The organism is Pseudomonas sp. BYT-1 (assembly GCF_023611805.1).
GTDB classification, from domain to species: domain Bacteria; phylum Pseudomonadota; class Gammaproteobacteria; order Pseudomonadales; family Pseudomonadaceae; genus Aquipseudomonas; species Aquipseudomonas guariconensis.
Window position 1 is genome coordinate 2667971 of the sequence record NZ_CP072559.1, and the last position, 23432, is coordinate 2691402.

The window sequence follows — 23432 nt, forward strand, 5'->3', positions numbered from 1 at the left end:
GCCGCGGCCAGGCTCGCCCCGGAGGTACGCCATGAGCTTCCAGATCGCACTGAATTTCGAAGACGGGGTCACCCGTTTCATCCAGGCCGACGGCCACGAAACCGTCGCCGATGCCGCCTACCGCCAAGGCATCAACATCCCGCTGGACTGCCGCGACGGTGCCTGTGGCACCTGCAAGTGCCAGGCCGAGGCCGGGCGCTACGACTTGGGCGACAACTTCATCGAAGACGCCCTGAACGAGGACGAGATCGCCCAGGGTTATGTCCTGACCTGTCAGATGCGTGCGTTGAGCGAATGCGTGATCCGCGTTCCGGCGTCCTCGCAGCTGTGCAAGACCGAGCAGGCCAGCTTCGAGGCCACCATCGCCGATGTGCGGCAGTTGTCCGAAAGCACCATTGCCTTGTCGATCAAGGGCGAGGCGTTGAACCGTCTGGCGTTCCTGCCGGGGCAGTACGTCAACCTCAAGGTGCCGGGCAGCGAACAGACCCGCGCCTACTCGTTCAGTTCGCTGCAAAAGGACGGCGAGGTCAGTTTCCTGATCCGCAATGTGCCGGGTGGCCTGATGAGCAGTTTCCTCACGAGCCTAGCCAAGGCGGGCGACCAGATGACCCTGGCCGGCCCTCTGGGCAGCTTCTACCTGCGCCCGATCCAGCGGCCTCTGTTGCTGCTGGCCGGTGGCACCGGCCTGGCACCGTTCACGGCGATGCTGGAGAAGATCGCCGAGCAGGGCAGCGAGCATCCGCTGCATCTGATCTACGGGGTCACCAACGACTTCGACCTGGTCGAGCTGGACCGCCTGCAGGCCTTCGCCGCGCAGATTCCCAACTTCACCTTCAGCGCCTGCGTGGCCAACCCCGACAGCCAGTACCCACAAAAGGGTTACGTGACCCAGCACATCGACCCACGCCACCTCAATGACGGCGACGTGGACGTGTACCTGTGCGGGCCGCCACCGATGGTCGAGGCGGTCAGCCAGTACATCCGCGAGCAAGGCATCACGCCGGCGAACTTCTACTACGAGAAGTTCGCGGCGGCGGCCTGAGGTTTCACGGGGCTGCCCGCATCGTGCGGGTGAGGGCGGCCCCCTTTTTATTTCGTCCGCGAACGCTGTGGCAGCGGCGCATCGGAGAAGTGCAGATGAACAACAGATTCCAAGGCAAGGTCGCCCTGGTCACCGGCGCCGCCCAAGGCATCGGCCGTGGCGTGTGCTGGCGGCTCAAGGCCGAGGGCGCCCAGGTGGTTGCGGTGGACCGCTCCGAGCTGGTCCACGAGCTGGCCGGGGAGGGCGTGCTGACCCTCATCGCCGATCTGGAGCAGCACACTGACTGCGCCCAGGTGATGGCTGAGGCCGTGGCGACCTTCGGCCGTCTCGACATCCTGATCAACAACGTCGGCGGGACCATCTGGGCCAAGCCGTTCGAGCACTACGCGGTCGAGCAGATCGAGGCCGAAGTGCGGCGCTCGCTGTTCCCGACCCTGTGGTGCTGTCATGCGGCGCTGCCGTACATGCTCGAGCGCGGCAGCGGCGCCATCGTCAACGTTTCCTCCATTGCCACCCGTGGCGTCAACCGCGTGCCCTATGGCGCAGCCAAAGGCGGCGTCAACGCGCTGACCGCCTGCCTGGCGTTCGAAACCGCCGGCCGTGGGGTGCGCGTCAATGCCACCGCTCCGGGCGGCACCGAGGCGCCACCGCGGCGCATCCCGCGTAACAGCACCGAGCAGAGCGAGCAGGAAAAGGCCTGGTACCAGCAGATCGTCGACCAGACCGTCGCCAGCAGCCTGATGAAGCGCTACGGAACCATCGACGAGCAGGTCGGCGCGATCCTGTTCCTGGCCTCCGACGAGGCCTCCTACATCACCGGCGTCACGTTGCCGGTCGGTGGTGGCGATCTCGGCTGAGATCGCCTGCGGCAAGGTTTTCTTCACACAACAAAAACAACAGAGATAGATGCCATGCGAACCCTCGACGTCCAAGCGATCATCGACAACGCACGCTTCACGCCCTTTCACTGGATGGTCATGGCCTGGTGCGGCCTGCTGCTGATCTTCGACGGCTATGACCTGTTCATTTACGGCGTGGTCCTGCCGGTCATCATGAAAGAGTGGGGCCTGACCCCGTTGCAGGCCGGTGCCCTGGGCAGCTATGCGCTGTTCGGCATGATGTTCGGCGCCCTGGCGTTCGGCAGCCTGGCCGACCGCATCGGCCGCAAGAAAGGCATTGCCCTGTGCTTTGCGCTGTTTTCCGGGGCGACCATCCTCAATGGCTTTGCCAGCAGCCCTGGCGAATTCGGTATCTACCGCTTTATCGCCGGGCTCGGCTGCGGCGGGCTGATGCCCAACGCCGTGGCGCTAATGAACGAATACGCGCCCAAGCGCCTGCGCAGCACCCTGGTGGCGGTCATGTTCAGCGGGTACTCCCTGGGCGGCATGCTCTCGGCAGGCGTCGGCATCTACTTGCTGCCGCGCTTTGGCTGGGAGTCGATGTTCTTTGCCGCAGCGCTGCCGCTGCTGCTGTTGCCGGTGATCCTCTACTACCTGCCGGAGTCCATCGGCTTTCTGGTGCGCCAGGGCCGCGTGAAGGACGCACGTGCGCTGCTCAAGCGTGTGGATCCTGACTGCGATGTGCAGACGGACGATGTACTGCAGGTCTCGGAGCGCAAGGCCAAGGGCGCTTCAGTGGCGGCGTTGTTCCGCGAGGGCCTGGCGGTGCGCACCCTGGCGCTGTGGCTGGCGTTCTTCTGCTGTCTGCTGATGGTGTATGCGCTGAGCTCCTGGCTGCCAAAGCTGATGGCCAATGCCGGCTACAGCCTGGGCTCGAGCCTGTCGTTCCTACTGGCGCTGAACTTTGGTGGCATGGCCGGGGCGATCTTCGGTGGTTGGCTGGGGGACCGCTACAACCTGGTCAAGGTCAAGGTGGCGTTCTTCTTGGCTGCGGCCTTGTCCATCAGTCTTCTGGGCGTGAACAGCCCAATGCCGGTGCTTTATGGGCTGATCTTCATCGCCGGCGCCACCACCATCGGCACGCAGATCCTGCTGTATGCCGGCGCCGCCCAGCTTTACGGCCTGTCGGTGCGCTCCACGGGGCTGGGCTGGGCGTCGGGTATCGGCCGCAATGGCGCCATTGTCGGCCCGCTGCTGGGGGGTGCGCTGATGGGCATCAACCTGCCGCTGCAATTGAACTTCATCGCATTTGCCATCCCTGGTGCCATTGCCGCGCTGGCCATGGCCGTGCACCTGGCCAGCGGCCGGCGCCACGGCCTGACCGCGCCTGCCCAGGCCTGACCGTTCACTGACTCAACTGGAGGCCTTGCATGACAAGCCCGACTATCGACCGGCTGGAGGCGATCATCGTCGACCTGCCGACCATCCGCCCGCACAAGCTGGCGATGCATACGATGCAGCAGCAGACCTTGGTGATCCTGCGCCTGCGCTGCAGCGACGGCGTGGAGGGCATCGGCGAGGCCACCACCATCGGCGGGCTGGCCTACGGCTACGAAAGCCCCGAAGGCATCAAGGCCAACATCGACGCGCACCTGGCACCGGCGTTGATCGGCCTGCCGGCAGACAACATCAACGCCGCCATGCTCAAGCTCGACAAGCTGGCCAAGGGCAACACCTTTGCTAAATCCGGCATCGAGAGCGCGTTGCTCGACGCCCAGGGCAAACGCCTGGGACTGCCGGTCAGCGAACTGCTCGGCGGGCGGGTGCGCGACAGCCTGGAAGTGGCCTGGACCCTGGCCAGCGGCGACACCGCACGCGACATCGCCGAGGCCGAGCACATGCTCGAGGCACGTCGCCACCGGGTGTTCAAGCTCAAGATCGGCGCCAACCCGGTGGAGCAGGACCTCAAGCACGTGGTGGCAATCAAGCGTGCCCTGGGCGAGCGGGCCAGCGTGCGGGTCGATGTCAACCAGTACTGGGACGAGTCCCAGGCCATCCGTGCCTGCCAGGTGCTGGGCGACAACGGTATCGATCTGATCGAGCAGCCGATCTCGCGTATCAACCGCGCCGGCCAGGTCCGCCTGAACCAGCGCAGCCCGGCGCCGATCATGGCCGATGAGTCGATCGAAAGCGTCGAGGATGCGTTCAGCCTGGCCGCCGACGGCGCCGCCAGCATCTTCGCCCTGAAGATCGCCAAGAACGGTGGCCCACGCGCCGTGCTGCGCACCGCGCAGATCGCCGAAGCCGCCGGTATCGCCCTGTATGGCGGAACCATGCTCGAAGGCGCGATCGGCACCCTGGCCTCGGCCCACGCGTTCCTCACCCTGCGCCAGATCACCTGGGGCACCGAACTGTTCGGGCCGTTGCTGCTGACCGAGGAAATCGTCACCCAGGCGCCGGAGTACCGCGACTTCCAGTTGCATGTGCCGCGCACCCCGGGCCTGGGCCTGACCCTGGACGAAGCCCGCCTGGCGCGCTTCGCCCGCCGCTGAAAAAACGCACGACCCTGTGGGTGCGGCTTAAGCCGCGAAGCAGACAACGCGGTGGATAGCACCGGCTGTGCCGGTGTTCGCGGCTAAAGCCGCGCCCGCAACGACTTAACCAGACTCAAGGAGAATCCCATGCTGTTCCACGTGAAGATGACCGTGAAGCTGCCGGTCGACATGGACCCGGCCAAGGCCGCGCAACTCAAGGCCGATGAAAGGGAACTGGCCCAGCGTCTGCAACGCGAGGGCACCTGGCGCCATTTGTGGCGTATTGCCGGCCACTACGCCAACTACAGCGTATTCGACGTGCCCAGCGTCGAGGCCCTGCACGACACCCTGATGCAACTGCCGCTGTTTCCCTACATGGACATCGAGGTCGACGGCCTGTGCCGCCACCCCTCGTCGATCCACAGCGACGATCGCTGATTCGAACCCTTGCACAAGAACAAGATGAGGTACGCACCATGACCGTGAAGATTTCCCACACTGCCGATATCCAGAAGTTCTTCGAAGAAGCGGCCGGCTTCGGTAACGATGATGGCAGCCCGCGCATCAAGCGCATCATCCAGCGCGTGCTGCAGGATACCGCGCGCCTGATCGAGGACCTGGAGATCACCGAGGACGAGTTCTGGCTCGCCGTCGACTACCTCAACCGCCTGGGCGGGCGAGGCGAGGCCGGGCTGCTGGTGGCAGGCCTGGGTCTTGAGCATTTCCTCGACCTGCTGCAAGACGCCAAGGACGCCCAGGCCGGCTTGACCGGGGGCACCCCGCGCACCATCGAAGGCCCGCTGTATGTCGCCGGTGCGCCTATTGCTGAAGGCGAAGTGCGCATGGACGACGGTAGCGAGGAGGGCGTGGCCACGGTGATGTTCCTCGAAGGCCAGGTGCTCGACCCGAACGGCCAGCCGGTGGCCGGCGCCACGGTCGATTTGTGGCATGCCAACACCCGCGGCACCTACTCGTTCTTCGACCAGAGCCAGTCGCAGTACAACCTGCGCCGGCGCATCGTCACCGACGCCCAGGGCCGCTACCGCGCACGCAGCATCGTGCCTTCGGGCTACGGCTGCGACCCGCAGGGCCCGACCCAGGAATGCCTGGACTTGCTCGGCCGCCACGGCCAGCGCCCGGCGCACATCCACTTCTTCATTTCTGCGCCGGGCCATCGCCACCTGACCACCCAGATCAACCTGGCCGGTGACCAGTACCTGTGGGACGACTTCGCCTACGCCACCCGTGATGGGCTGGTCGGCGAGATCAAGTTCCGCGAGGACGGCGCGCGGGGTGTACAGGGGCGGTATGCCGAGCTCACGTTCGATTTCCAACTGCAGAAGGCTGTGGACAGCGAGGCAGAGCAGCGCAGCGGACGGCCGCGGGCATTGCAGCAGGGCTGATACCCCGAGGTGTCCCCTTCGCGGGTAAACCCGCTCCCACAGGGACGGTGGGCGGGCTTACTCGTGAAGAACGCATCGCACACGCAACGCCAGCCTGCGATGCAGTCAACACAAAACAAGTGCCAGCCATCAAGGCCGGCCAGCGCTTGCGAGAGGTCCCATGAAAGACCTGTTCAAGGATTGCTCCGTGTCGGCCATCGTCGCCGGCATGATCGCAACGATGATTTCCTATGCCGGGCCACTGGTCATCATCTTCCATGCCGCCGAGGCAGCCGGCTTGCCCCACGCGGTGCTGTCCTCATGGGTCTGGGCGGTGTCCATGGGCAGCGCGCTGCTGGGGGCGCTGCTGAGCCTGCGCTATCGGGTGCCGGTGGTGATCGCCTGGTCGATCCCGGGCTCGGCGCTGCTGGTCACCGCCTTGCCGCAGTTGGGGCTGGAACAGGCCATCGGCGCCTATCTGGTGGCGAACCTGGTGTTGCTGGTGATCGGCATCAGCGGCGCCTTCGACCGCATCATCGCTCGCCTGCCAGGCTCCATTGCCGCCGGCATGCAGGCTGGGATTCTGTTCAGTTTCGGGGCCGAGGTGTTCCGCGCGTTACCGGCACAGCCAATGTTGGTGCTGGCTATGTTCGCCACCTATGTGCTGATGCGCGCGCGCCAGCCGCGCTATGCGGTGGCGATGGTGCTGCTGGTCGGTGCGCTTGTCACGCTACTGAGCGGGCAGTTTCGCAGTGATGCGTTGGTGCTGGAGCTGGCCTCGCCACGCTTGATCGCACCGCAGTTCAGTGTTGCAGCCCTGTTCAGCCTGGCGCTGCCCATGGTGCTGGTGGCCCTGACCGGGCAGTTCATGCCGGGCATGGCGGTACTGCGCAATGCCGGTTACAGCGTGCCGGCGAGCCCGCTGATCAGCGCCAGTGCCGTAGGGGGGGCGTTGCTCGCGCCCTTTGGCTGCCATGGACTGAACCTTGCGGCGGTCACCGCGAGCCTGTGCACCGGGCGCGAAGCCCATGAGGACCCACGCAGGCGCTATGTGGCGGCAGTATCCGGCAGCGTGCTGTACCTGCTGCTGGGTATCGCCGGCGCTACCTTGATGTCGCTGTTCGCGGCCTTTCCCGCCGCGCTCATTTCCGCGCTGGCAGGCCTGGCCTTGTACGGCGCGATCAGTGAGGCCCTGGTCAGGAGCCTGTCCGAACCGGGCGAACGCGACGCGGGGTTGTTCACTTTCCTGGTGACGGCCTCCGGTGTGTCCTACCTGGGGTTGTCGGCGCCGTTCTGGGGTTTGTTGTTCGGTCTTGCCGCCCACGTCTTGCCACGCCTGCGTCGCCCCCTTGTTCAAGCGGCCTTGCGCCGCGCCCGCTGAAGAGGAGAGGCATCACTCAAGACCCACGCGTTCCCAGCGCTTTACCCATAAAAACAAGATCAAAGAGAGCTTCGGAATGAACCACACCCCTTGTGTCGCCCTGGGCATCACCTTGCTCAGCCAACCCCTGCTGGCCGCGGAAAACGGCTTTTTCGAGGATGCCAAGGCCAGCCTGAGCGCCCGCAACTATTACTTCAGCCGCGACTATTCGGATATCGTCGGGGCCAATCAGCAATCGAAGGCCCAGGAGTGGGCCCAGGGTTTCATCCTCGACTTCAAGTCGGGCTACACCCCCGGCACGGTGGGGTTCGGCCTGGACGCCCTGGGCTTGCTGGGCATCAAGCTCGACAGCAGCCCTGACCGGGTCAATACCGGGTTGTTGCCGGTTCACAGCGATGGCCGCGCCGCGGACGAATACAGCCGCCTGGCGCCGACCTTCAAGGCGCGTCTGTCCAAGACCGAACTGAGGTTCGGCGAACTTCAGCCCAACCTGCCAGTGCTGACGTTCAGCGACATTCGCCTGCTGCCGCCGACCTACCAAGGTGTGAGCCTCAGCTCCGGCGAACTGACCGGCCTGACCCTGCAGGCCGGACACCTGACCTCCAGCCACCTGCGTAACGAGGCCGGTGACGACAAGATGATCGCCATGCTCGGGCATGTGCCCATGCGCCAGGCACAAAGCGACGCCTTCAACTACCTCGGTGGCGACTATGCCTTCAACGACAACCAAAGCAGCGCCAGCCTCTGGTACGGCCAACTGCAGGACATCTACGAACAGGGCTTCATTGGCCTCAAGCACAGCAAGCCGCTCGGCGACTGGGTGCTCAGCGCCAATCTGGGCTACTTCACCGCCCGCGAGGACGGTGATGCGCTGCTGGGCAACATCGACAACCAGGCGTTCTTTTCGATGCTCACCGCCCGGCAGGGCGGGCATAGCTTCCATGTCGGCTATCAGGGGATCTATGGCGACAGCCCGTTCCCTCGGGTATTCGCCAACATCTCGCCGCTGGGCAATGAAGTGCCGACGTACGAGTTCGCCTACACCGACGAGCGTTCCTACCAGGTGCGTTACGACTACAACTTCGCCGCGATGGGTATCCCTGGACTGACGGCCACGGTGCGCTACATCACCGGCAACAACGTCGACACCGGCCAAGGCTACGAGGGCAAGGACCGCGAGCGCGACCTGGATCTTGGTTACGCGGTGCAGGGCGGGCTGTTCAAAGGCTTGGGGATTCGCGTGCGCAATGCCATGGCACGCTCCAACTACCGCAGTGACATCGATGAGAACCGCTTGATCCTGGTGTATACCTGGCAACTGCTGTAAGCCTTCTTGAGCCTCTACGACGCAAGGCCCAGGTGCAGCCTGCGATAGGCTGCGCAGCCGCCCCTTGGCGAGTACGGTGAATGAGGGTAGGTTCCTGAAAAACACCGATCAGGGACTTTCACCTTGGACTCACTGACCCAAGCTGTCCTCGGCGCCGCCCTCCAAGGCGCGGTGCTGGGGCGTATCCAGGGGCGTCGTTCGTTGTTGTACGGCGCGGCCCTGGGCACCTTGCCGGACCTCGACGTGCTGATCCGCTATGCCGACCCGGTGTCGCAGATGACTTACCACCGAGGCTTTTCCCACTCCCTCTTCGTCCTCACCGCCCTGGCGGCGGCCCTGGCCTGGCTGGTCAGCGCGGTCGCCCGAAGGCGCTGGCCCGACAAAGGCTACCGCCTACCGCGGGTGTTCCTGGCGTTCTGGCTAGTGTTGGTGACTCATCCGATACTCGATGCCTTCACCGTTTACGGCACCCAGTTGTTCTGGCCCCTGCACCTGACCCCGCAGAGTTGGGCGGCGGTGTTCATCATCGATCCTGTGTACACCTTGCCCTTGCTCGGCGCTGTGCTGTACGCGGCGTTCAAAGGCATGAGTGGCAATGCTGTCACCGTGCTAGGCGTGGCCTTGGCGTTCAGCACCGCTTACCTGGGCTATGGGCTGGCCGGGCGCATGGCGGCCGAACAGCGTTTTGCGCTCGCCCTCGATGAGCAGGGCATTGCCGTGACCCACGTGCGCGCCGTGCCCATCGCCTTCAACAGCTTGGTCTGGCGGGTATTGGCCAAAACCCCGGATGGCCAGTACTACGAAGGCATCAGCAGCGCCTTTGACCAGGAACCGCCGGAAATGCAGCGCCAGTCGCTGAACCTGGAGGCCGCCCAGGTACTGCGTGGCATGCCGCTGCACGAGCGACTGCGTTGGTTCACCGATGATTGGCTGCGCTACGACAGGGTGGGCAATGCCTTGGTGGTGACCGACCTGCGCATGGGCATCCCAGGCAACTACACCTTCCGCTTCCAAATGGCCAGCCGGGACAGTACCGGGCGCTGGAACGCGGTGACGCCGACCCTGTGGCTGGGCGATGGCGTGGGCTCGATGTTCAACGGCGAGGACCTCGCGCTGATCTGGCGGCGCATTGTCCAGCAGCAGCCTCCGCTGCCGCTGGCGGCCTGGACCGAGAAATACCTAGGGCAACGCGAGGCGGGGCGTTGAGCCTTGCCATCGCCCGAGGCTGAGGGATTGCAGTGGGGGCTGCGCGCGCCCAACGCCTATGGGCGAGCCAGGCGCCCGGTGACGAAATGCGCCACATCGTTGAACCCGGGCGTCGAGGCATGCCCCGGGGTGACCAGCGAATCGATGAAGGCTTCGTCCTCGGCGGTGATCTTCACCTCCAGCGCACCGGCATAGGTGTCCCACTGCGCCTCGGTGCGCGGTCCGACGATCGCCGAACTGACCAGTTGGTTGTTCAGCACCCAGGCAATGGCGAACTCCACGATCCCGACCCCTTTGGCCTGGGCGTAGGCCTGGATTTTCTGGGCGATGGCCAGCGATTCCTGGCGCCACTCTACTTCCATGATGCGTTTGTCCTGGCGCGCAGCGCGGCTGCCAGCCGCAGGCTCGGCACCCGGCGCGTACTTGCCGCTGAGCACGCCTCGGGCCAGCGGGCTGAACGGCACTACACCCAGGCCATGGTAGGCGGCTGCAGTCAGTTGCTCGGGCTCGGCCTGGCGGTTGACGATGTTGTACAAAGGCTGGCTCACCACCGGCTTGGCCACACCCAGGCGTTCGGCCAGGTTGCACAGCTCGGCGATGCGCCAGCCGCGGAAGTTGGACACGCCCCAATAGCGGATTTTGCCTTGTTGCAGCAGGTCGCCCATGGCCCGCACCGTCTCTTCCAGGGGCACCTTGTGGTCTTCGCGGTGCAGGTAGTAGATGTCCAGGTAGTCCAGGTCCATACGCGTGAGCGAGGCCTCGATGGCATTGAACAGGTGCTTGCGCGAGAGCCCACTGCGGTTGGGCAAGCCTTCTGCCGGGCCGAAACCGGCCTTGGAGGCGACGATCCAGTCCTGGCGATGGCGGGCCACGGCCTCGCCGACGATCTCTTCGGAGCGCCCGGCGTTGTAAACGTCAGCGGTGTCGATGAAGTTGATGCCTTGGTCCCAGGCCTTGTCGATGATGCGCAGCGAGTCCTCGGTGCTGGTCTGTTCGCCGAACATCATGCTGCCAAGGGTGAGGGCGGAAACCTGAAGGCCACTGTGGCCGAGGGGGCGGTAGATCATGCGCGGCGCCTTGTCTCGAGGAGTGTAGGGCTGTTTTACACACATCCACCTGCCATTGAAAGGATCCGGCTGGCCACAGGGCACGTGCAGGCTCAGCCCGGCCAGGCATCGATCAGTTCCCGCGCCTCGCGACTGTTCAAGGGGCGTTTCATCCGTTGCGACAGTACCGCCATGGCGCGGGCGTAGCCTTTGGCGATCACGGCTTCGACCTGATCGTCGATGCATTGCAGGGCAATGAAATCGCCTTTCTCCGGTTCACCCACATACTCGATACGGTTCCAGTGCTGCCCATGACCGAGCACTTCATAGGTGCGTCCGTGTTGGTAGGTCCAGAAGAACGGCACGTCGTCGTAACGGCGCTGCTCACCGAGCATGTTGGCGGCGGCGATCACGCCGTGCTGTTCGGCCAGTCGCCAGTGCTCGATGCGCACGGGGCGGCCGGCCAAGGGGAAGGTGACGATGTCGCCGGCGGCCCAGAGCCCTTCGGCGGCGTGCAGCTCGGCGTCCACCGGCAAGGACTGATCGTCTGCCAGCTCCAGGCCCTGCACGAAACCGGTGGCCGGTCTGACGCCCACTCCCAGCAGCACCAGCGCGGTATCCAGGCGCTCGCCATTGGCCAGCACCACGGTCTGGACGTGGTCGGTGCCTTCGAAGCGTTCGACCTCCGTCGGTCCATGGAACACCACACCCTTGAGCTCGTGCAGCTCGCGCAGGGTGCGGCCGATACGTTCGCCGAGCTGCCTGGCCAGGGGGATTTCATGGCGGCTGACCACATGCACTTGCGCGCCGTACTTGCGCAGGGCCGAAGCCGCCTCCAGGCCGATAAAGCCGTCGCCGACGATGACCACCGGCTGGCCCGGTTCGGCGGCATCGAGCAGGCGTGCGGCGTCGTCCCGGGAGCGCAACAAGCAGATGCCAGGCAACTGGGCGCCGGGAAGGTCCGGGCGTTTGGGTTTGCCCCCGGTGGCCACCAGGGCCGCGTCGTAATCCAGGCGCTTGCCGTCGGCCAGCAGGATTTGGCGCTTGGCGACATCCAGCGCCCGCACCTTGGCGTGCCAGCGCTCCAGATGGCCCTGGCGCAGGGCGTCAGGCTCGAGCAGGGCGGGGACTTCGTCGGGGGCCATCTGCCCGGCGATGACGAATTTGCTCAAGGACGTGCGGTCGTAGGCAGGGTGCTGTTCCTGGTCGATCCACACCAGACGGCCGCCGAAACCATGGCTGAGCAGGGTTGCCACCGCCGCGCTGCCAGCCGCACCCGCGCCTATCACGGCAAAGCAGCGGGCGTCGCTGTGCCGGGGAGGGTTGGCCCTGGGCAGCGGCTGGTCGTCGACCAGGATCTCGCCGTTTTTCACCTGCACGGGATAACGCCGCAGGTCGGCCAGGGCCGGAGGCTCGCAGACCGCGCCTTCGTCCACGGCGAACGCCGCCTTGTGCCAAGGGCACACCAGCAACCCGCCACACAGGGCACCTTCGTCCAGCGGCGCGCCTTCATGGGGACAATGGGCCTGGTAGGCATGCACCAAGTCGCCCTGACGGATCAGGATGACTTCTTCGCTGCCAGCCTGGACGCGCAAAGGCGTGTGGTCGTCGAGCTGTTCGAGGCGGGCCACGCTGTGCTGGGTCATGGGGCGTCTCCGTAGAACCGTTCAGGTTCATTTGACGCCTTCGCCGAGCCGGGGATGCAACAGACCGACGATCGGAGGCGCCGAAGCGCCCCCGAACAGCTTCAGTTGGCGCGGGCAGCGCTCAGCGCGCCGGCACGGGTCGCACGCAGGGCCACGAGGCTGCCGAACACGATCAGCGCGGCCAGCGAATAGAGCGCAGCGTCGGTGGAGCCTGTCTGGTCCTTGATGAAGCCGACCAGGTAGGGGCTCAGGAAACCAGCCATCTGACCCACCGAGTTGATGATCGCAAGGCCCGCTACGGCAGCGCTGGCACTGAGCAGGGCGGTCGGCATCGGCCAGAACATCGGCAGCCCGGTCAGCGCGCCCATGGTAGCGATTGACAGGCCCAGGATGGCGATGGTCGGGCTCTGGGCGAAATTCACCGCGATCAACAGACCGAGCGCACCCATCAGCATCGGCACCACAAGGTGCCAGCGCCGCTCGTTGCGCAGGTCCGCCGAACGCCCGACGACGATCATGAACACACCGGCCAGCAGGTAGGGGATGGCGCTCAGCCAGCCGATCAGCAGCGGATTGTCGAAGCCCAGGTTCTTGATGATCGAGGGCAGCCAGAAGTTGATGGCGTACACGCCGCTCTGGATGCAGAAGTAGACGAAGCCGAAGGTCCAGACCAGCGGATTGGTGAGCACGGCCAACACACCGTCACCCTGGGTGGTGGGCTTGCTAGCGGCATCGGCCTTGAGGTCGGCCTCGATCACCTGGCGCTCGGCCGGGCTCAGCCAGGCGGCTTTCTGGTAACCGTCGCTGAGCAGCAGCACGGCGAGGATGCCCAGCACCACGGTAGGCACGCCCTGGATCAGGAACATCCACTGCCAGCCGGCCAGGCCGTGCTGGCCTGCGGCGAAGTGATCGAGGATCCAGCCGGAGAACGGCCCGCCCAGCAGCCCCGAGACCGGGATCGCCGACATGAACAGCGCCATGATGCGGCCGCGGCGGTCCGCCGGGAACCAGCGCGAAAGGTACAGGACCACGCCGGGGAAGAAGCCGGCCTCAGCGGCGCCGGTGAGCAGGCGCAGGGCGTAGAACTCCGTGGGCGTGGTGACGAACAGCAGGCAGGTCGAGAGCGTACCCCAGGCGATCATCATCAGTGCGATCCAGCGCCGCGGGCCGAAGCGGTTGAGCGCCAGGTTGCTGGGCAGGCCGCACAGCACGTAGCCGATGAAGAAGATCCCGGCACCCAGGCCGTAGACGGTCTCGCTGAACTTCAGGGCGTCGAGCATTTGCAGCTTGGCGAAGCCGACGTTGACGCGGTCCAGGTAGTTGAACAGGTAGCAGATGAAGATGAAGGGAATCAGCCGCACGGTGATACGCCGGTACAGCGCATCGCGGGTGATGTCTTTGCCTTGGTCAGGGGCGGGGCTGTGTGCCATGATCGGATTCTCTTTTTTTATGGTTGTCGCGGCGTCGCGGGTTCCGGCGCTCGCCACGACGAGTCTCGGTGAGCGCGGCGCGGCTGTCTTTGTGCTTTTGCACAGCTTCTGGCACGGGGCGCTGTGCCGGCGACCAAAGCCTACCACCGCAAGGACCCTTGAATGTTCGAACTGGACCACGACCTGGCGCAGGACATCGTCGACCGGGCGATGGCTATCCTGCCGTGCAACGTCAACGTCATGGACAGCCAGGGTTTGATCCTGGGCAGTGGCGAGCCGGAGCGTATCAACACCCGCCATGAAGGCGCGCAATTGGTGTTGGCCAACGGGCGGATCGTCGAACTGGATGTGGAGGCCGCCAAGTGCCTCAAGGGCGTGCAGCCCGGGGTGAACCTGCCGCTGATGCTCGATGACCGCCTGATCGGCGTGTTGGGGCTTACGGGCGATCCGCAGCAGTTGCGTACCTATGGCGAGTTGGTGCGCATGACCGCCGAAATGCTCCTGGCCCAGCGCCACTTGCAGGTGGAGCAACAGTGGCGGCGTCAGCGCTGCGACGACCTGTTGGCCTTGTTGCTCGGAGGCAGCAGCGACTCCCCACGGCTGCTCGATGAAGCCCAGCAGTTGGGCCTCAAGCCCCAGTTGCCTCGGGTGCCGTGCCTGTTCGAACTCGAGCCTGGGCCGAGCGCGGAGACATTGTCCGGCTGGTTGACGAGTCGTTTTCCCGACAGTTGGTGCGTCAGCCCGGCCCGGCATTCGTTGTTGTGGTGTCGGCCTGCAGGCGTCGCGCTGGATGAACAGCGCCTGGTCGAACGTCTTCATCGCCATGGCTGGCAGGTCCAGCGCTTGGCCATGGGCAATACGGCGCAGAGCCTGGAGCAACTGCGCCGGGGTTATCGGCGGGTGCGCGACCTGCTAGCCTACGGGCGCGAGGTCCTGCCTCAGGAACGGCTGCTGAGTCTATCGCGCTACCGCCTGCCTGCCTTGCTCTGGCGCCATCGCAACGATGACGCGCTGGACGAACTGCTCGAGCCCTTGCAGCGCATCCGCGCCAAGGATGCCAGCGGGCAGTTGCTTGCGACCCTGCGCGCCTGGTGTGCCCACGACGGGCAGAGCCAGGCCTGCGCCGATGCCCTGGGTATCCATCGCAACAGCCTGAGGTATCGCCTGGAGCGGATCGCCGAGGTGAGCGAGGTCGATCCGTTGCGCCTTGAAGGGATGCTCAGCCTGTACCTGGGCTTGCAACTGCTGCCGACGCAGTGATGCCCCCTGGCAAAAAAGGCATTCGCCCAAACAACACCGCAACGCTTTTGTGCATTCGACAGAGGCCCCGCTGCACCACAACTGGCAGCATGCGGGGTATCTGGACAGGAGAATCCCCATGAAAGTCGTCATCGCCCCCGATTCGTTCAAGGACAGCCTCGACGCTGCCGGTGTGGCCCGCGCTATCGGTGCGGGCCTGGCCGAAGTGTGGCCGGACGCCGAACGGGTCGAATGCCCCATGGCCGATGGAGGCGAGGGGACCATGGACGCGATCCTGGCCGCCAGCCATGGCGAGCTGCGTCGCCAGGTGGTACGTGGGCCGCTGGGCCATAGCGTCGAGGCCGGCTGGGGCTGGCTGGCCGAGAGCCGTACGGCGATCATCGAGATGGCCCAGGCCAGTGGCTTGCAACGGGTGCCGACCGACCAGCGTGATGCGTGCCGCAGCAGCACCTGGGGCACTGGCGAGCTGATCGCCGCCGCGTTGGCCGCCGGTGCGACGCGCATCGTCCTGGCCATTGGCGGCAGCGCCACCAACGATGGCGGCAGCGGCATGCTGCGAGCCCTGGGCCTGCGCCTGCTGGATGCCGACGGTCAGGCACTGGAGGAGGGCGGGTTGGCCTTGGGCCGACTGGCCCGTATCGATGCCAGCGATCTGGACCCCCGCCTGGCGGAGGTTCAGGTAGAGGTGGCGGCCGATGTCGACAATCCTTTGTGCGGCCCCAATGGCGCCTCGGCGATCTTTGGCCCGCAGAAGGGCGCAAGCCCCGCGCAGGTGCAGGCACTGGACCAGGCCCTGGGGCATTTTGCCGACCTGTGCGCACAATTGCTGGGTGACGATGTGCGTGAGTTTCCCGGATGTGGCGCGGCGGGCGGCATGGGCTTTGCGGCCAAGGCCTTCATGGGCGCGCAATTCCGCCCTGGGGTTGAAGTGGTGGCAGAACTGGCAGGGCTCGATGCGCTGGTGCAGGGGGCGGATCTGGTGATCACCGGGGAAGGGCGCTTCGATGCCCAGACCTTGCGCGGCAAGACGCCGATGGGCGTGGCCCGGGTGGCCAAGCGTCATGGTGTGCCTGTGGTGGTGCTGGCCGGAACTTTGGGCGAGGGCTACCAGCAGTTGTATGCCCATGGCATCGATGCGGCCTTCGCCTTGGCCAGCGGGCCGATGAGCCTGGAACAGGCGTGCGCCCAGGCAGCGCAGTTGTTGCAAGCGCGGGCCACTGACGTCGCCCGGTTGTGGCAGGTGGCGCGGGACTGAACGCGATTCGCGGCGATGGGTCGCCTGGACGCAGGAGACGCCGTCAGAGGCTGCAACAGGCGCTGTCCCGGGCGCCACTGAAGGGCGGGTATTCCAGCAGTTGCGCCGGTGACAGAGGCCGGCTGAAGTGGTAGCCCTGAGCGCTGTCGCATCCGGCGAGTTTCAGGCACACCACCTGCTCGCGGGTCTCCACGCCCTCGGCGATCACTTCCAGGCCCAGGCGTTTGGCCAGGATGATGGTGGAGGAGACGATCGGGCTGTCGTCGTGGCTATTGCACAACGGGGCGATCAAGGCACGGTCGATCTTGAGTTTGGTCAGTGGCAGCGCATGCAGGTGGGCAAAGCCTGCATAACCTCGACCGAAATCATCCAGGCTGACGCCCAGGCCTGCCTGGCGTAGGCGGTGCAGGTGGTCCAGCGCGGTGCCTTCGGGGTCGAGCACGGTGGTTTCGGTGATTTCCAGCTCCAGCCGGTGTGCGTCGATGGCATGCTCGTGCAGCGTGGCCAGCAAGCGCTCGCTGAAGTCCATCTGGCGCAGTTGCAAGGCCGAGACATTGACTGCCAGGCGCACATCACGCCCTTGGGCTTGCCAGCGGCCGAGCGCTTCGCAGGCAAGGCGCAGCACCTCCCAGCCCAGCTCTACGATGAAACCACTGCGCTCGGCCATGGCGATGAAGCGATCAGGGTAAAGCAAGCCGAACTCAGGGTGGTTCCAGCGCACCAGCGCTTCGTAGCCCTGCACCTTCAGGGTGTCGAGGCGAATCTGGGGTTGGAAATGGAGCAGGAACTGGCGTTCGGCCAGGGCGATGCCGAAGGCTTGCTCAAGGGTGAAGGCCTGGATGTCGGAAAGGTTCAAGGACGGGTCGAAGAAGCGGTACTGGGCGCGCCCGGCCTGCTTGGCCGAGTACATCGCAGCGTCGGCGCAGCGGATCAGTGTGTCGATGTCCTGACCATCGCGCGGGCAGATGCTCACCCCGACACTGGGGCTGGTATTGACCTCCTGGCCGTCCAGGGCATAGGTGGCAGAGAGCTTGGCGACCAGCTCGCGCACCCAGGTGTCGATCTGCTCCTCGTCGCGTTCGCCGGCCAGCAGCACCACGAACTCGTCCCCGCCAAAGCGCGAGGCCTCGTCGCCGAGTTCCAGCAGGCGCTGGATGCGCCCGGCCACGGCCTGTAGCAGCAGGTCGCCGATCTTGTGGCCGAGGGAGTCGTTGATCGATTTGAAGCGGTCCATGTCGATGAACAGGATCGCCATCAATCGGCGCTTGCCCCGTTGCCGGGCCAGGGCCTGGGTCGCCACTTCGACGAATTGTCGGCGATTGTGCAAACCGCTCAGGTGGTCGGTAGCAGCGGCGTGGCTGCTGCGTCGATGTTCATCCTCCAGGCGGCCGATCAGTTGCTGGTTGACCCGTTGGGCGTGCTCCAGGGCGCTGAAGGCCTCCTGGCGCTTGCCCAGCAGGCGCAGGCTCCAGGCGAGGCTGGCGAGAATCATCAGGGTCATGCTCAGGTTCAGCCAGAACTGGCGGGCGTAGGTCAGCGCCGAGGGGGCGAGGATCTCATCGTGCTGCTGGCTCACCACCACGCTGAACCCCCGGTTGGCCACGCGCCGGTACAGGCTCTGGTAGGCGCCCTCGACGCTGTACTGGGTGAGCAGGCCGGCCTCCTCACCGGTTTCGGGCAGGTTCGGCATCAGTCGGTCGCCGGTCATCACCACGCCGCTGGAGTCGATGCGCAGGCGCTCCTGGCCATCGTCCTGGAGCACACGCATCAACCCGGTGCGGCCTAGGTCGATGTGCTGGAGCAGGACAGCGAGATAGCCGACATCCAGCTGTACCACCAGGAGGCTGTCGATCTCCCGCCCGCGCACGTCGGTCAGCGGCAGAATGAACGGCAGGCGCCAGTGGGGCCCGGACGTTGGGGTGTCTGAAGGCGCGAGGTGGGGCATGAAGGGTTTGAAGCCATCGTGGGAAACCCGCACCTTGAGCTGGTCGAGCCAATCCGGGGGCAGCGCCTGGGGTTCGTCGGCGTGGCTGGAGGCGAGCAGCCGGCCCTGGCGGTCATACAGGCTCATGCGCTTGAACGCTGGGTCTTCGACCAAGATCCGCGCCAGGCTCAGATTGCCCTGGCGCAGGGATTTCATGTCGTGCTGTGTCACCCGGCCCACCGCTTGGGCGCGGTCCACCAATTGGCCAAGGTTCTGCGCGACGATACTGGCCAGGTTCATGTGCTCGGCGGCCTTGGCCGACAGCGCATCCTGGCGCGAGGCGGCCTTCTGGGTGACATGCAGCCCCCACAGGAAGGCGAGGGTGATGGCGCAGAGCGTCAGTATCAGTAGGGGAAGCAACCCTGCGGACGATAAGAAACGGCGAATCACAGCTGATGGTCCCGACCTTGGGTAGTGATCGGAAAATACGACAGAAAGATGACAGCTGGATGACTGGTGGCACATAGCCTTTATTGACCGACGCACCGCAAGTCGCGTCCTGCGATAGCTTTTACTGGGCTGGACTAGACTGCCCGATTGTCCCCACCAGCCTGTTGGAGAACGCCATGGCACAGCCGAACGATGACAAACGCCCCACGCCTGACCCGGCCGAGGACAATGCGTTTTTCCCCTCGCCCTATTCGCTGAGTCAGTTCACTTCGCCCACATCCGACCTCAGTGGCGCCGATTACCCAAGGCCCTACACGGGAGGCCGCTGGAAAGTGCTGATGATCGGTGCCGACGAGCGCTACTTGCTCACCGACAACGGCACGATGTTCTCCACCGGCAACCATCCGGTGGAAACCCTGCTGCCCATGTACCACCTGGACAAAGCCGGCTTTGCCTTCGATGTGGCGACGTTGTCTGGCAACCCGGTCAAGTTCGAGTTCTGGGCGATGCCTTCGGAGGATGCCGAGGTCAAGGGCCTGTACGCCCGCTATCGCGATGCCTTCAAACAACCGCTCAAACTCGAGGATGTCGTCGAGCGTGCATTGGGCCCTGACTCGGACTACATCGGTGTGTTCATCCCCGGTGGCCACGGCGCGTTGATTGGCCTGCCCGAAAGCAAAGCGGTGAAACAGCTGCTGCTCTGGGCGGCCAAGCACGACAAGTTCGTCATCACTCTATGCCATGGCCCAGCGGCGCTGCTCGCCGCGGGTCTCGGCGAGACGCGCGATAGCTGCATCTACAACGGCTACCGCATCTGCGCCTTCCCGGACGATCTGGATGCCAAGACCCCGGACATTGGCTACATGCCCGGGCACCTGACGTGGAAGTTCGGCGAGCAGCTCAAGGCCCTGGGCGTGGAAATCATCAACAAAGACATTTCCGGCGCCACCTTGCAGGACCGCAAGCTGCTCACCGGCGACAGCCCGTTGGCCGGCAATGCACTGGGCAAGCTGGCGGCCGCTGCGCTGCTCAAGGAAGTCGGCGCCGGGTGAGTTGCTTTGGTGTCAGGCGTCGACGGTCAGCACCACCTTGCCCATGTGCTGGCCGCTTTCCATCAAGGCGTGGGCCTGGGCCGCATCGCCCAGGGCGAAGGTGCGGAAGATCAGCGGCTTGACCGCGCCACTGCGCACATGGGGCCAGACGTGTCGTTGCAGGTCGGTGATGATCTGCGCCTTGTCGTCTGCGCTTCGTGCACGCAAGGTCGAGCCTGTGTGGGTCAGGCGCTTGACCAGCATCGGGAACAGGTCAACCTGCGGCGCCGGGCCCTTGATGACGCCAATCTGCACGATCCGCCCGTTCATGGCCGCGGCCTGGAAGTTACGCGCTACGTATTCGCCGGCGATGATGTCGACGATCACGTCCACACCCTGGCCCTCGGTATGGCGCAAGACCTCCTCGACGAAGTCCTGACGGTTGTAGTCGATCGCAACGTCGGCACCCAGGGCCTGGCTGGCCGCTTGCTGTTCGGGGTTGGCGACGGTGGTGAAAATCCGCGAGGCACCGAGGGCCTTGGCCAGCATCGTCGCGGTGGTGCCGATACCGGATACGCCCCCGTGGATCAGCACCGACTCGCCGGCTTTGAACCCGCCTCGCTGGAACAGGTTGACCCAGACGGTCATGAACGTCTCGGGCAGGGCCGCGGCTTCGATCATCGACAGGCCCTCGGGCAGGTGCAAGGTGGTACGCTCGTCGGCCACGGCGTATTCAGCGTAGCCGCCACCGGTCACCAGTGCGATCACCGGATCACCAACGGCAAAGCCTCGGACTTCGCTGCCAAGGGCAACGACTTCACCTGCGATCTCCAGGCCAGGGATGTCCGAGGCACCTGCGGGTGGGTCGTACAGGCCCTTGCGCTGGAGCAGGTCCGGGCCATTGACGCCTGCGGCGCGAACCTTGATCAGGACCTCGCGTGCGGCAGGCTCGGGAATCGTCCGGCGAGTGGGTTGGAGGACATCGGGGCCGCCCGGTTGGGTGATCTCGATGGCGGTCATGTTGGAAACGTTGTTCATGGGTACTGTGCCCTTGTGAGGTGAAGGTTGGCCGCGTTGGCGACTTGCTCCCAAGGGTACGGAACTCGTCGGCCCCGGGCGCGCGGCGATTTCGCGGCGCCCTGTTGCACAAGTGCTGTGAGGAAAGACCATCGATGAATTGGGATGACGCAAGGATCCTGCTGGCCCTGGGCCGCGAACAGACATTGCGCCGGGCCGCGCGCGTGCTGCGGGTCGACCAGGCGACCGTAGGGCGACGGATCGCTGCGTTGGAGGCCGACCTGGGGTCGACCCTGTTCCTGCGAACGCCCGCAGGCTATCAACTGACCGCCATTGGCGAGGAGGCGTTCGCGCTCGCGCAGAAGGTCGAAAGCGCGGCGCTTGAGCTCACCCGGCGTATTCGCGGAGTAGACAATGAAGGCGCTGGGGAGGTGCGGATTTCCACCACCGATTCCCTGGCCTGCGATTTCGTGATGCCAGCCCTGCGTCAGTTGCACCTGGCCCACCCTGAGATCCGCGTGGTGCTGCATGGCTCCTCGGATTTGGTCAACCTGTCGCAACGCGAGACCGATATCGCCATCCGCAACCAGCGTCCGGACAACCCGGACCTGATCCTGCGCAAGCTGGCGAGCTGGCCGATGGGCCTGTACGCCAGCACCGACTATCTGGCCCGCCAAGGCGAACCGGTGCCGGCCAGTGGTTTCGCAGGGCACGATTTGGTGATGTATGAGCCGTACTGGCGTGATCGGACGGTGCCGACGCTGGTCGATGAGGTGATCGACCAGGGGCGGGTGGTGGCAGCGGTGAACTCCAGCATGATGGTGCGCCGCGCCATCGCCGAAGGTTTAGGAATCGGCGAGATTCCCATTGCCCTGGGCGAGCGCGACGGCTTGGCGCGGGTCTGGCCGTCACGTGAACGCAGCGCGCCTTACGAGGTGTGGATGGTCACCCACAAGGATTTGCGCCACACGGCCCGGGTTCGTCTGGTCATCGACCAGTTGGTCCGAACCTTCGAGGGCTGAGCGGTCAGTCCTTGAGCAAGGCGCGCAAGGCGGCCTTGGCTTCAGGGGTTTGCAGGCGTTCGACGAACAGTTGGCTTTCACGCTCGACTGTGGCCTCAAGTTCGGCGCGATGGGCCTCTTTGATCAGGCGCTTGCTGATGAGCAGTGACTCACGGGGCATCGCTTGCAGGCGCCGGGCAAGCTTCCGCGCCGCCGCCAGGCATTGCTCGCCGTCTTCGTGCAGTTCGTTGGCCAAGCCCCAGTCCACGGCCTGCTCGCCGGTCAGCAGTTCGTTGGCCAGCAGCAGGCGAGCGGCGCGGGCATGGCCGAGCAGGCGAGGCAGCAGCAGGCTGGAGCCGAATTCCGGACACACCCCTAGCGGTGCGAAAGGCATGCGCAGTTTGGCCGAGCGGCTGACCAGCACCTGGTCACAGTGCAGCAGCAGGGTGCTGCCGATGCCGATGGCCGCGCCGTTGACGGCGGCGATCAGTGGTTTCTTCACACCCATGACCACACGGATCAGGTGAAACACCGGGCTGTCCCGGTCACGTGGCGGGTTATCGAGAAAGTCGCGCAGGTCATTACCGGCGCTGAAGCATTGCGGGCCGCCGGTGAGCAGGATGACGTCCACCTGCGGGTCTTCGTCAGCCGCCAGCAGCCGCTCGGCGAGCTGCTCGTACATGGCGATGTTCAGGGCGTTGAGCTTGTCCAGGCGATTGAAGGTCAGGGTCAACAGGCCTTGGTCCAGCTCGCGTGTGATCAGGTCGTTCATGGCAGCCGCTTTTGTTGTTGGAATCGGGGTCTTGGCGCAAGGGCGCCGTGAGGGTTTATCACGGTGCTTGGCTTGTTGTACAGTCGTTCAGCCAGACTAGTCCCCTTGTGGGAGCCCCAGTCGCCCTGGCGCACAGAGAATGAAAGTCGCCGCTGCCAAAGGCGCGTGCCAACTCGATAACGCTGTTTTTCTCCAGGAGCACCGATGAGTCAGGAAGCCCGCTACAACCGCATGCTGCCGGAACTGCGCAAGGCCAATCTGGTGGAGGCGACCTTGGTGTGCCTGAAACGCCATGGCTTCCAGGGCGCGTCGATCCGCAAGATCTCCGCCGAGGCAGGGGTGTCGGTGGGGCTGATCAGCCACCACTACTCGGGCAAGGATGAACTGGTGGCCGATGCCTACATGGCGGTCACCGGGCGGGTCATGGGCCTGTTGCGCGAGGCCATGGCCAAGGCCGCGCCCAATGCCCGCGAGCGGCTGTCGGCGTTCTTTCGCGCATCGTTCGGATCGGACGTACTGGACCCCAAGCTGCTCGACGCTTGGCTGGCATTCTGGGGCGCGGTCAAGACCGCCGAGGCGATCAACCAGGTGCACGACCATTCCTACGGTGAATACCGCAACGAACTGAGCCAACTGCTGGCGTCACTGGCCACGGAGGAGGGCTGGGAAGGCTTCGATGCGGACCTTGCGGCCATCAGCCTCAGCGCACTGCTCGACGGTTTGTGGCTGGAATCCGGCCTCAACCCTGGGACGTTCTCGCCGGAACAGGGGGTGTTGATCTGCGAGGCCTGGGTCGATGGTCTCCAGGCAGGCGGTCGACGTCGCTTCAGTGTAAGTGGGGGCTGTTGATCGCCTGTTCAGTAACGAGTACGCTGCGGGCGCGGGTTCG

The 23432-nt window shown here is 65.2% G+C and carries 20 protein-coding genes; 14 read left to right on the forward strand and 6 right to left on the reverse strand.

Annotation, left to right across the window (positions count from 1 at the left end):
* Nucleotides 1-31 precede the first annotated feature (31 nt).
* The 9 genes from benC (at nucleotide 32) to J5X93_RS12245 (ending at nucleotide 9711) form a co-directional block, all read left to right on the forward strand.
* Nucleotides 32-1042 (forward strand): benzoate 1,2-dioxygenase electron transfer component BenC, encoded by a 1011-nt coding sequence (gene benC / locus J5X93_RS12205; RefSeq protein ID WP_043210792.1) that lies wholly within the window; start codon nucleotides 32-34, stop codon nucleotides 1040-1042.
* A gap of 95 nt (nucleotides 1043-1137) precedes the next feature.
* Entirely contained in the window at nucleotides 1138-1899 is a 762-nt protein-coding gene (locus J5X93_RS12210) for a 1,6-dihydroxycyclohexa-2,4-diene-1-carboxylate dehydrogenase (RefSeq protein ID WP_043210794.1), read from the forward strand.
* A 54-nt stretch (nucleotides 1900-1953) separates the two neighbouring features.
* Nucleotides 1954-3282 (forward strand): MFS transporter, encoded by a 1329-nt coding sequence (locus tag J5X93_RS12215; RefSeq protein WP_090342715.1) that lies wholly within the window; start codon nucleotides 1954-1956, stop codon nucleotides 3280-3282.
* Nucleotides 3283-3311: 29 nt separating this feature from the next.
* Nucleotides 3312-4433 (forward strand): muconate cycloisomerase family protein, encoded by a 1122-nt coding sequence (locus tag J5X93_RS12220; RefSeq protein WP_090342718.1) that lies wholly within the window; start codon nucleotides 3312-3314, stop codon nucleotides 4431-4433.
* Between the two features lie 129 nt (nucleotides 4434-4562).
* Nucleotides 4563-4853 carry a muconolactone Delta-isomerase gene (gene catC / locus J5X93_RS12225; RefSeq protein WP_043210800.1) on the forward strand — a complete coding sequence of 97 codons (291 nt, stop codon included), beginning with the start codon at nucleotides 4563-4565 and terminating at the stop codon, nucleotides 4851-4853.
* A 38-nt stretch (nucleotides 4854-4891) separates the two neighbouring features.
* Nucleotides 4892-5818 (forward strand): catechol 1,2-dioxygenase, encoded by a 927-nt coding sequence (gene catA / locus J5X93_RS12230; RefSeq protein WP_043210803.1) that lies wholly within the window; start codon nucleotides 4892-4894, stop codon nucleotides 5816-5818.
* Nucleotides 5819-5978: 160 nt separating this feature from the next.
* Nucleotides 5979-7178, forward strand: a complete 1200-nt coding sequence (locus tag J5X93_RS12235) for a benzoate/H(+) symporter BenE family transporter (protein WP_250034860.1) — start codon at nucleotides 5979-5981, stop codon at nucleotides 7176-7178.
* A 76-nt stretch (nucleotides 7179-7254) separates the two neighbouring features.
* Nucleotides 7255-8505: an OprD family porin gene (locus tag J5X93_RS12240; RefSeq protein ID WP_090342724.1), complete on the forward strand. Its 1251-nt coding sequence runs from the start codon at nucleotides 7255-7257 to the stop codon at nucleotides 8503-8505.
* 123 nt (nucleotides 8506-8628) lie between these two features.
* The gene (locus tag J5X93_RS12245) at nucleotides 8629-9711 is read left to right on the forward strand and encodes a metal-dependent hydrolase (protein WP_250034862.1); all 1083 of its coding nucleotides are present in this window, start codon (nucleotides 8629-8631) and stop codon (nucleotides 9709-9711) included.
* 56 nt (nucleotides 9712-9767) lie between these two features.
* Here the strand turns inward: J5X93_RS12245 and J5X93_RS12250 are convergent, their stop codons facing one another.
* From J5X93_RS12250 to J5X93_RS12260, 3 genes are all read right to left on the reverse strand, one after another.
* The gene (locus tag J5X93_RS12250) at nucleotides 9768-10778 is read right to left on the reverse strand and encodes an aldo/keto reductase (protein WP_043210809.1); all 1011 of its coding nucleotides are present in this window, start codon (nucleotides 10776-10778) and stop codon (nucleotides 9768-9770) included.
* A gap of 92 nt (nucleotides 10779-10870) precedes the next feature.
* Nucleotides 10871-12403, reverse strand: coding sequence for an FAD-dependent oxidoreductase (locus tag J5X93_RS12255; protein ID WP_182940827.1), 1533 nt, complete (start codon nucleotides 12401-12403; stop codon nucleotides 10871-10873).
* Between the two features lie 101 nt (nucleotides 12404-12504).
* Nucleotides 12505-13833, reverse strand: coding sequence for an MFS transporter (locus tag J5X93_RS12260; protein ID WP_102081679.1), 1329 nt, complete (start codon nucleotides 13831-13833; stop codon nucleotides 12505-12507).
* 162 nt (nucleotides 13834-13995) lie between these two features.
* Between J5X93_RS12260 and J5X93_RS12265 the strand changes: the two genes are divergently transcribed.
* Together J5X93_RS12265 and J5X93_RS12270 are read left to right on the forward strand one after the other, a co-directional pair.
* Entirely contained in the window at nucleotides 13996-15093 is a 1098-nt protein-coding gene (locus J5X93_RS12265) for a sugar diacid recognition domain-containing protein (protein WP_182940825.1), read from the forward strand.
* A gap of 118 nt (nucleotides 15094-15211) precedes the next feature.
* Nucleotides 15212-16348 (forward strand): glycerate kinase, encoded by a 1137-nt coding sequence (locus J5X93_RS12270; protein ID WP_090342741.1) that lies wholly within the window; start codon nucleotides 15212-15214, stop codon nucleotides 16346-16348.
* Between the two features lie 43 nt (nucleotides 16349-16391).
* On the opposite strand, the gene J5X93_RS12275 is transcribed toward J5X93_RS12270, so the two are convergent.
* A complete protein-coding gene (locus tag J5X93_RS12275; RefSeq protein WP_182940823.1) occupies nucleotides 16392-18722 on the reverse strand; it encodes a bifunctional diguanylate cyclase/phosphodiesterase in 2331 nt (776 codons plus the stop codon).
* Between the two features lie 176 nt (nucleotides 18723-18898).
* Between J5X93_RS12275 and hchA the strand changes: the two genes are divergently transcribed.
* Nucleotides 18899-19774 carry a glyoxalase III HchA gene (gene hchA, locus J5X93_RS12280; protein ID WP_043210822.1) on the forward strand — a complete coding sequence of 292 codons (876 nt, stop codon included), beginning with the start codon at nucleotides 18899-18901 and terminating at the stop codon, nucleotides 19772-19774.
* Nucleotides 19775-19786: 12 nt separating this feature from the next.
* Here hchA and J5X93_RS12285 read toward each other — a convergent pair whose 3' ends face one another.
* Nucleotides 19787-20773: an NAD(P)H-quinone oxidoreductase gene (locus J5X93_RS12285; protein ID WP_102081733.1), complete on the reverse strand. Its 987-nt coding sequence runs from the start codon at nucleotides 20771-20773 to the stop codon at nucleotides 19787-19789.
* Nucleotides 20774-20925: 152 nt separating this feature from the next.
* Between J5X93_RS12285 and J5X93_RS12290 the strand changes: the two genes are divergently transcribed.
* On the forward strand, nucleotides 20926-21792 hold the full coding sequence (locus J5X93_RS12290) for a LysR family transcriptional regulator (protein WP_043210825.1): 867 nt from the start codon (nucleotides 20926-20928) through the stop codon (nucleotides 21790-21792).
* Nucleotides 21793-21796: 4 nt separating this feature from the next.
* On the opposite strand, the gene J5X93_RS12295 is transcribed toward J5X93_RS12290, so the two are convergent.
* Nucleotides 21797-22543 (reverse strand): enoyl-CoA hydratase, encoded by a 747-nt coding sequence (locus tag J5X93_RS12295; protein WP_182940821.1) that lies wholly within the window; start codon nucleotides 22541-22543, stop codon nucleotides 21797-21799.
* 204 nt (nucleotides 22544-22747) lie between these two features.
* Between J5X93_RS12295 and J5X93_RS12300 the strand changes: the two genes are divergently transcribed.
* Entirely contained in the window at nucleotides 22748-23392 is a 645-nt protein-coding gene (locus tag J5X93_RS12300; protein ID WP_043210829.1) for a TetR family transcriptional regulator C-terminal domain-containing protein, read from the forward strand.
* The last annotated feature ends 40 nt before the right edge of the window (nucleotides 23393-23432 follow it).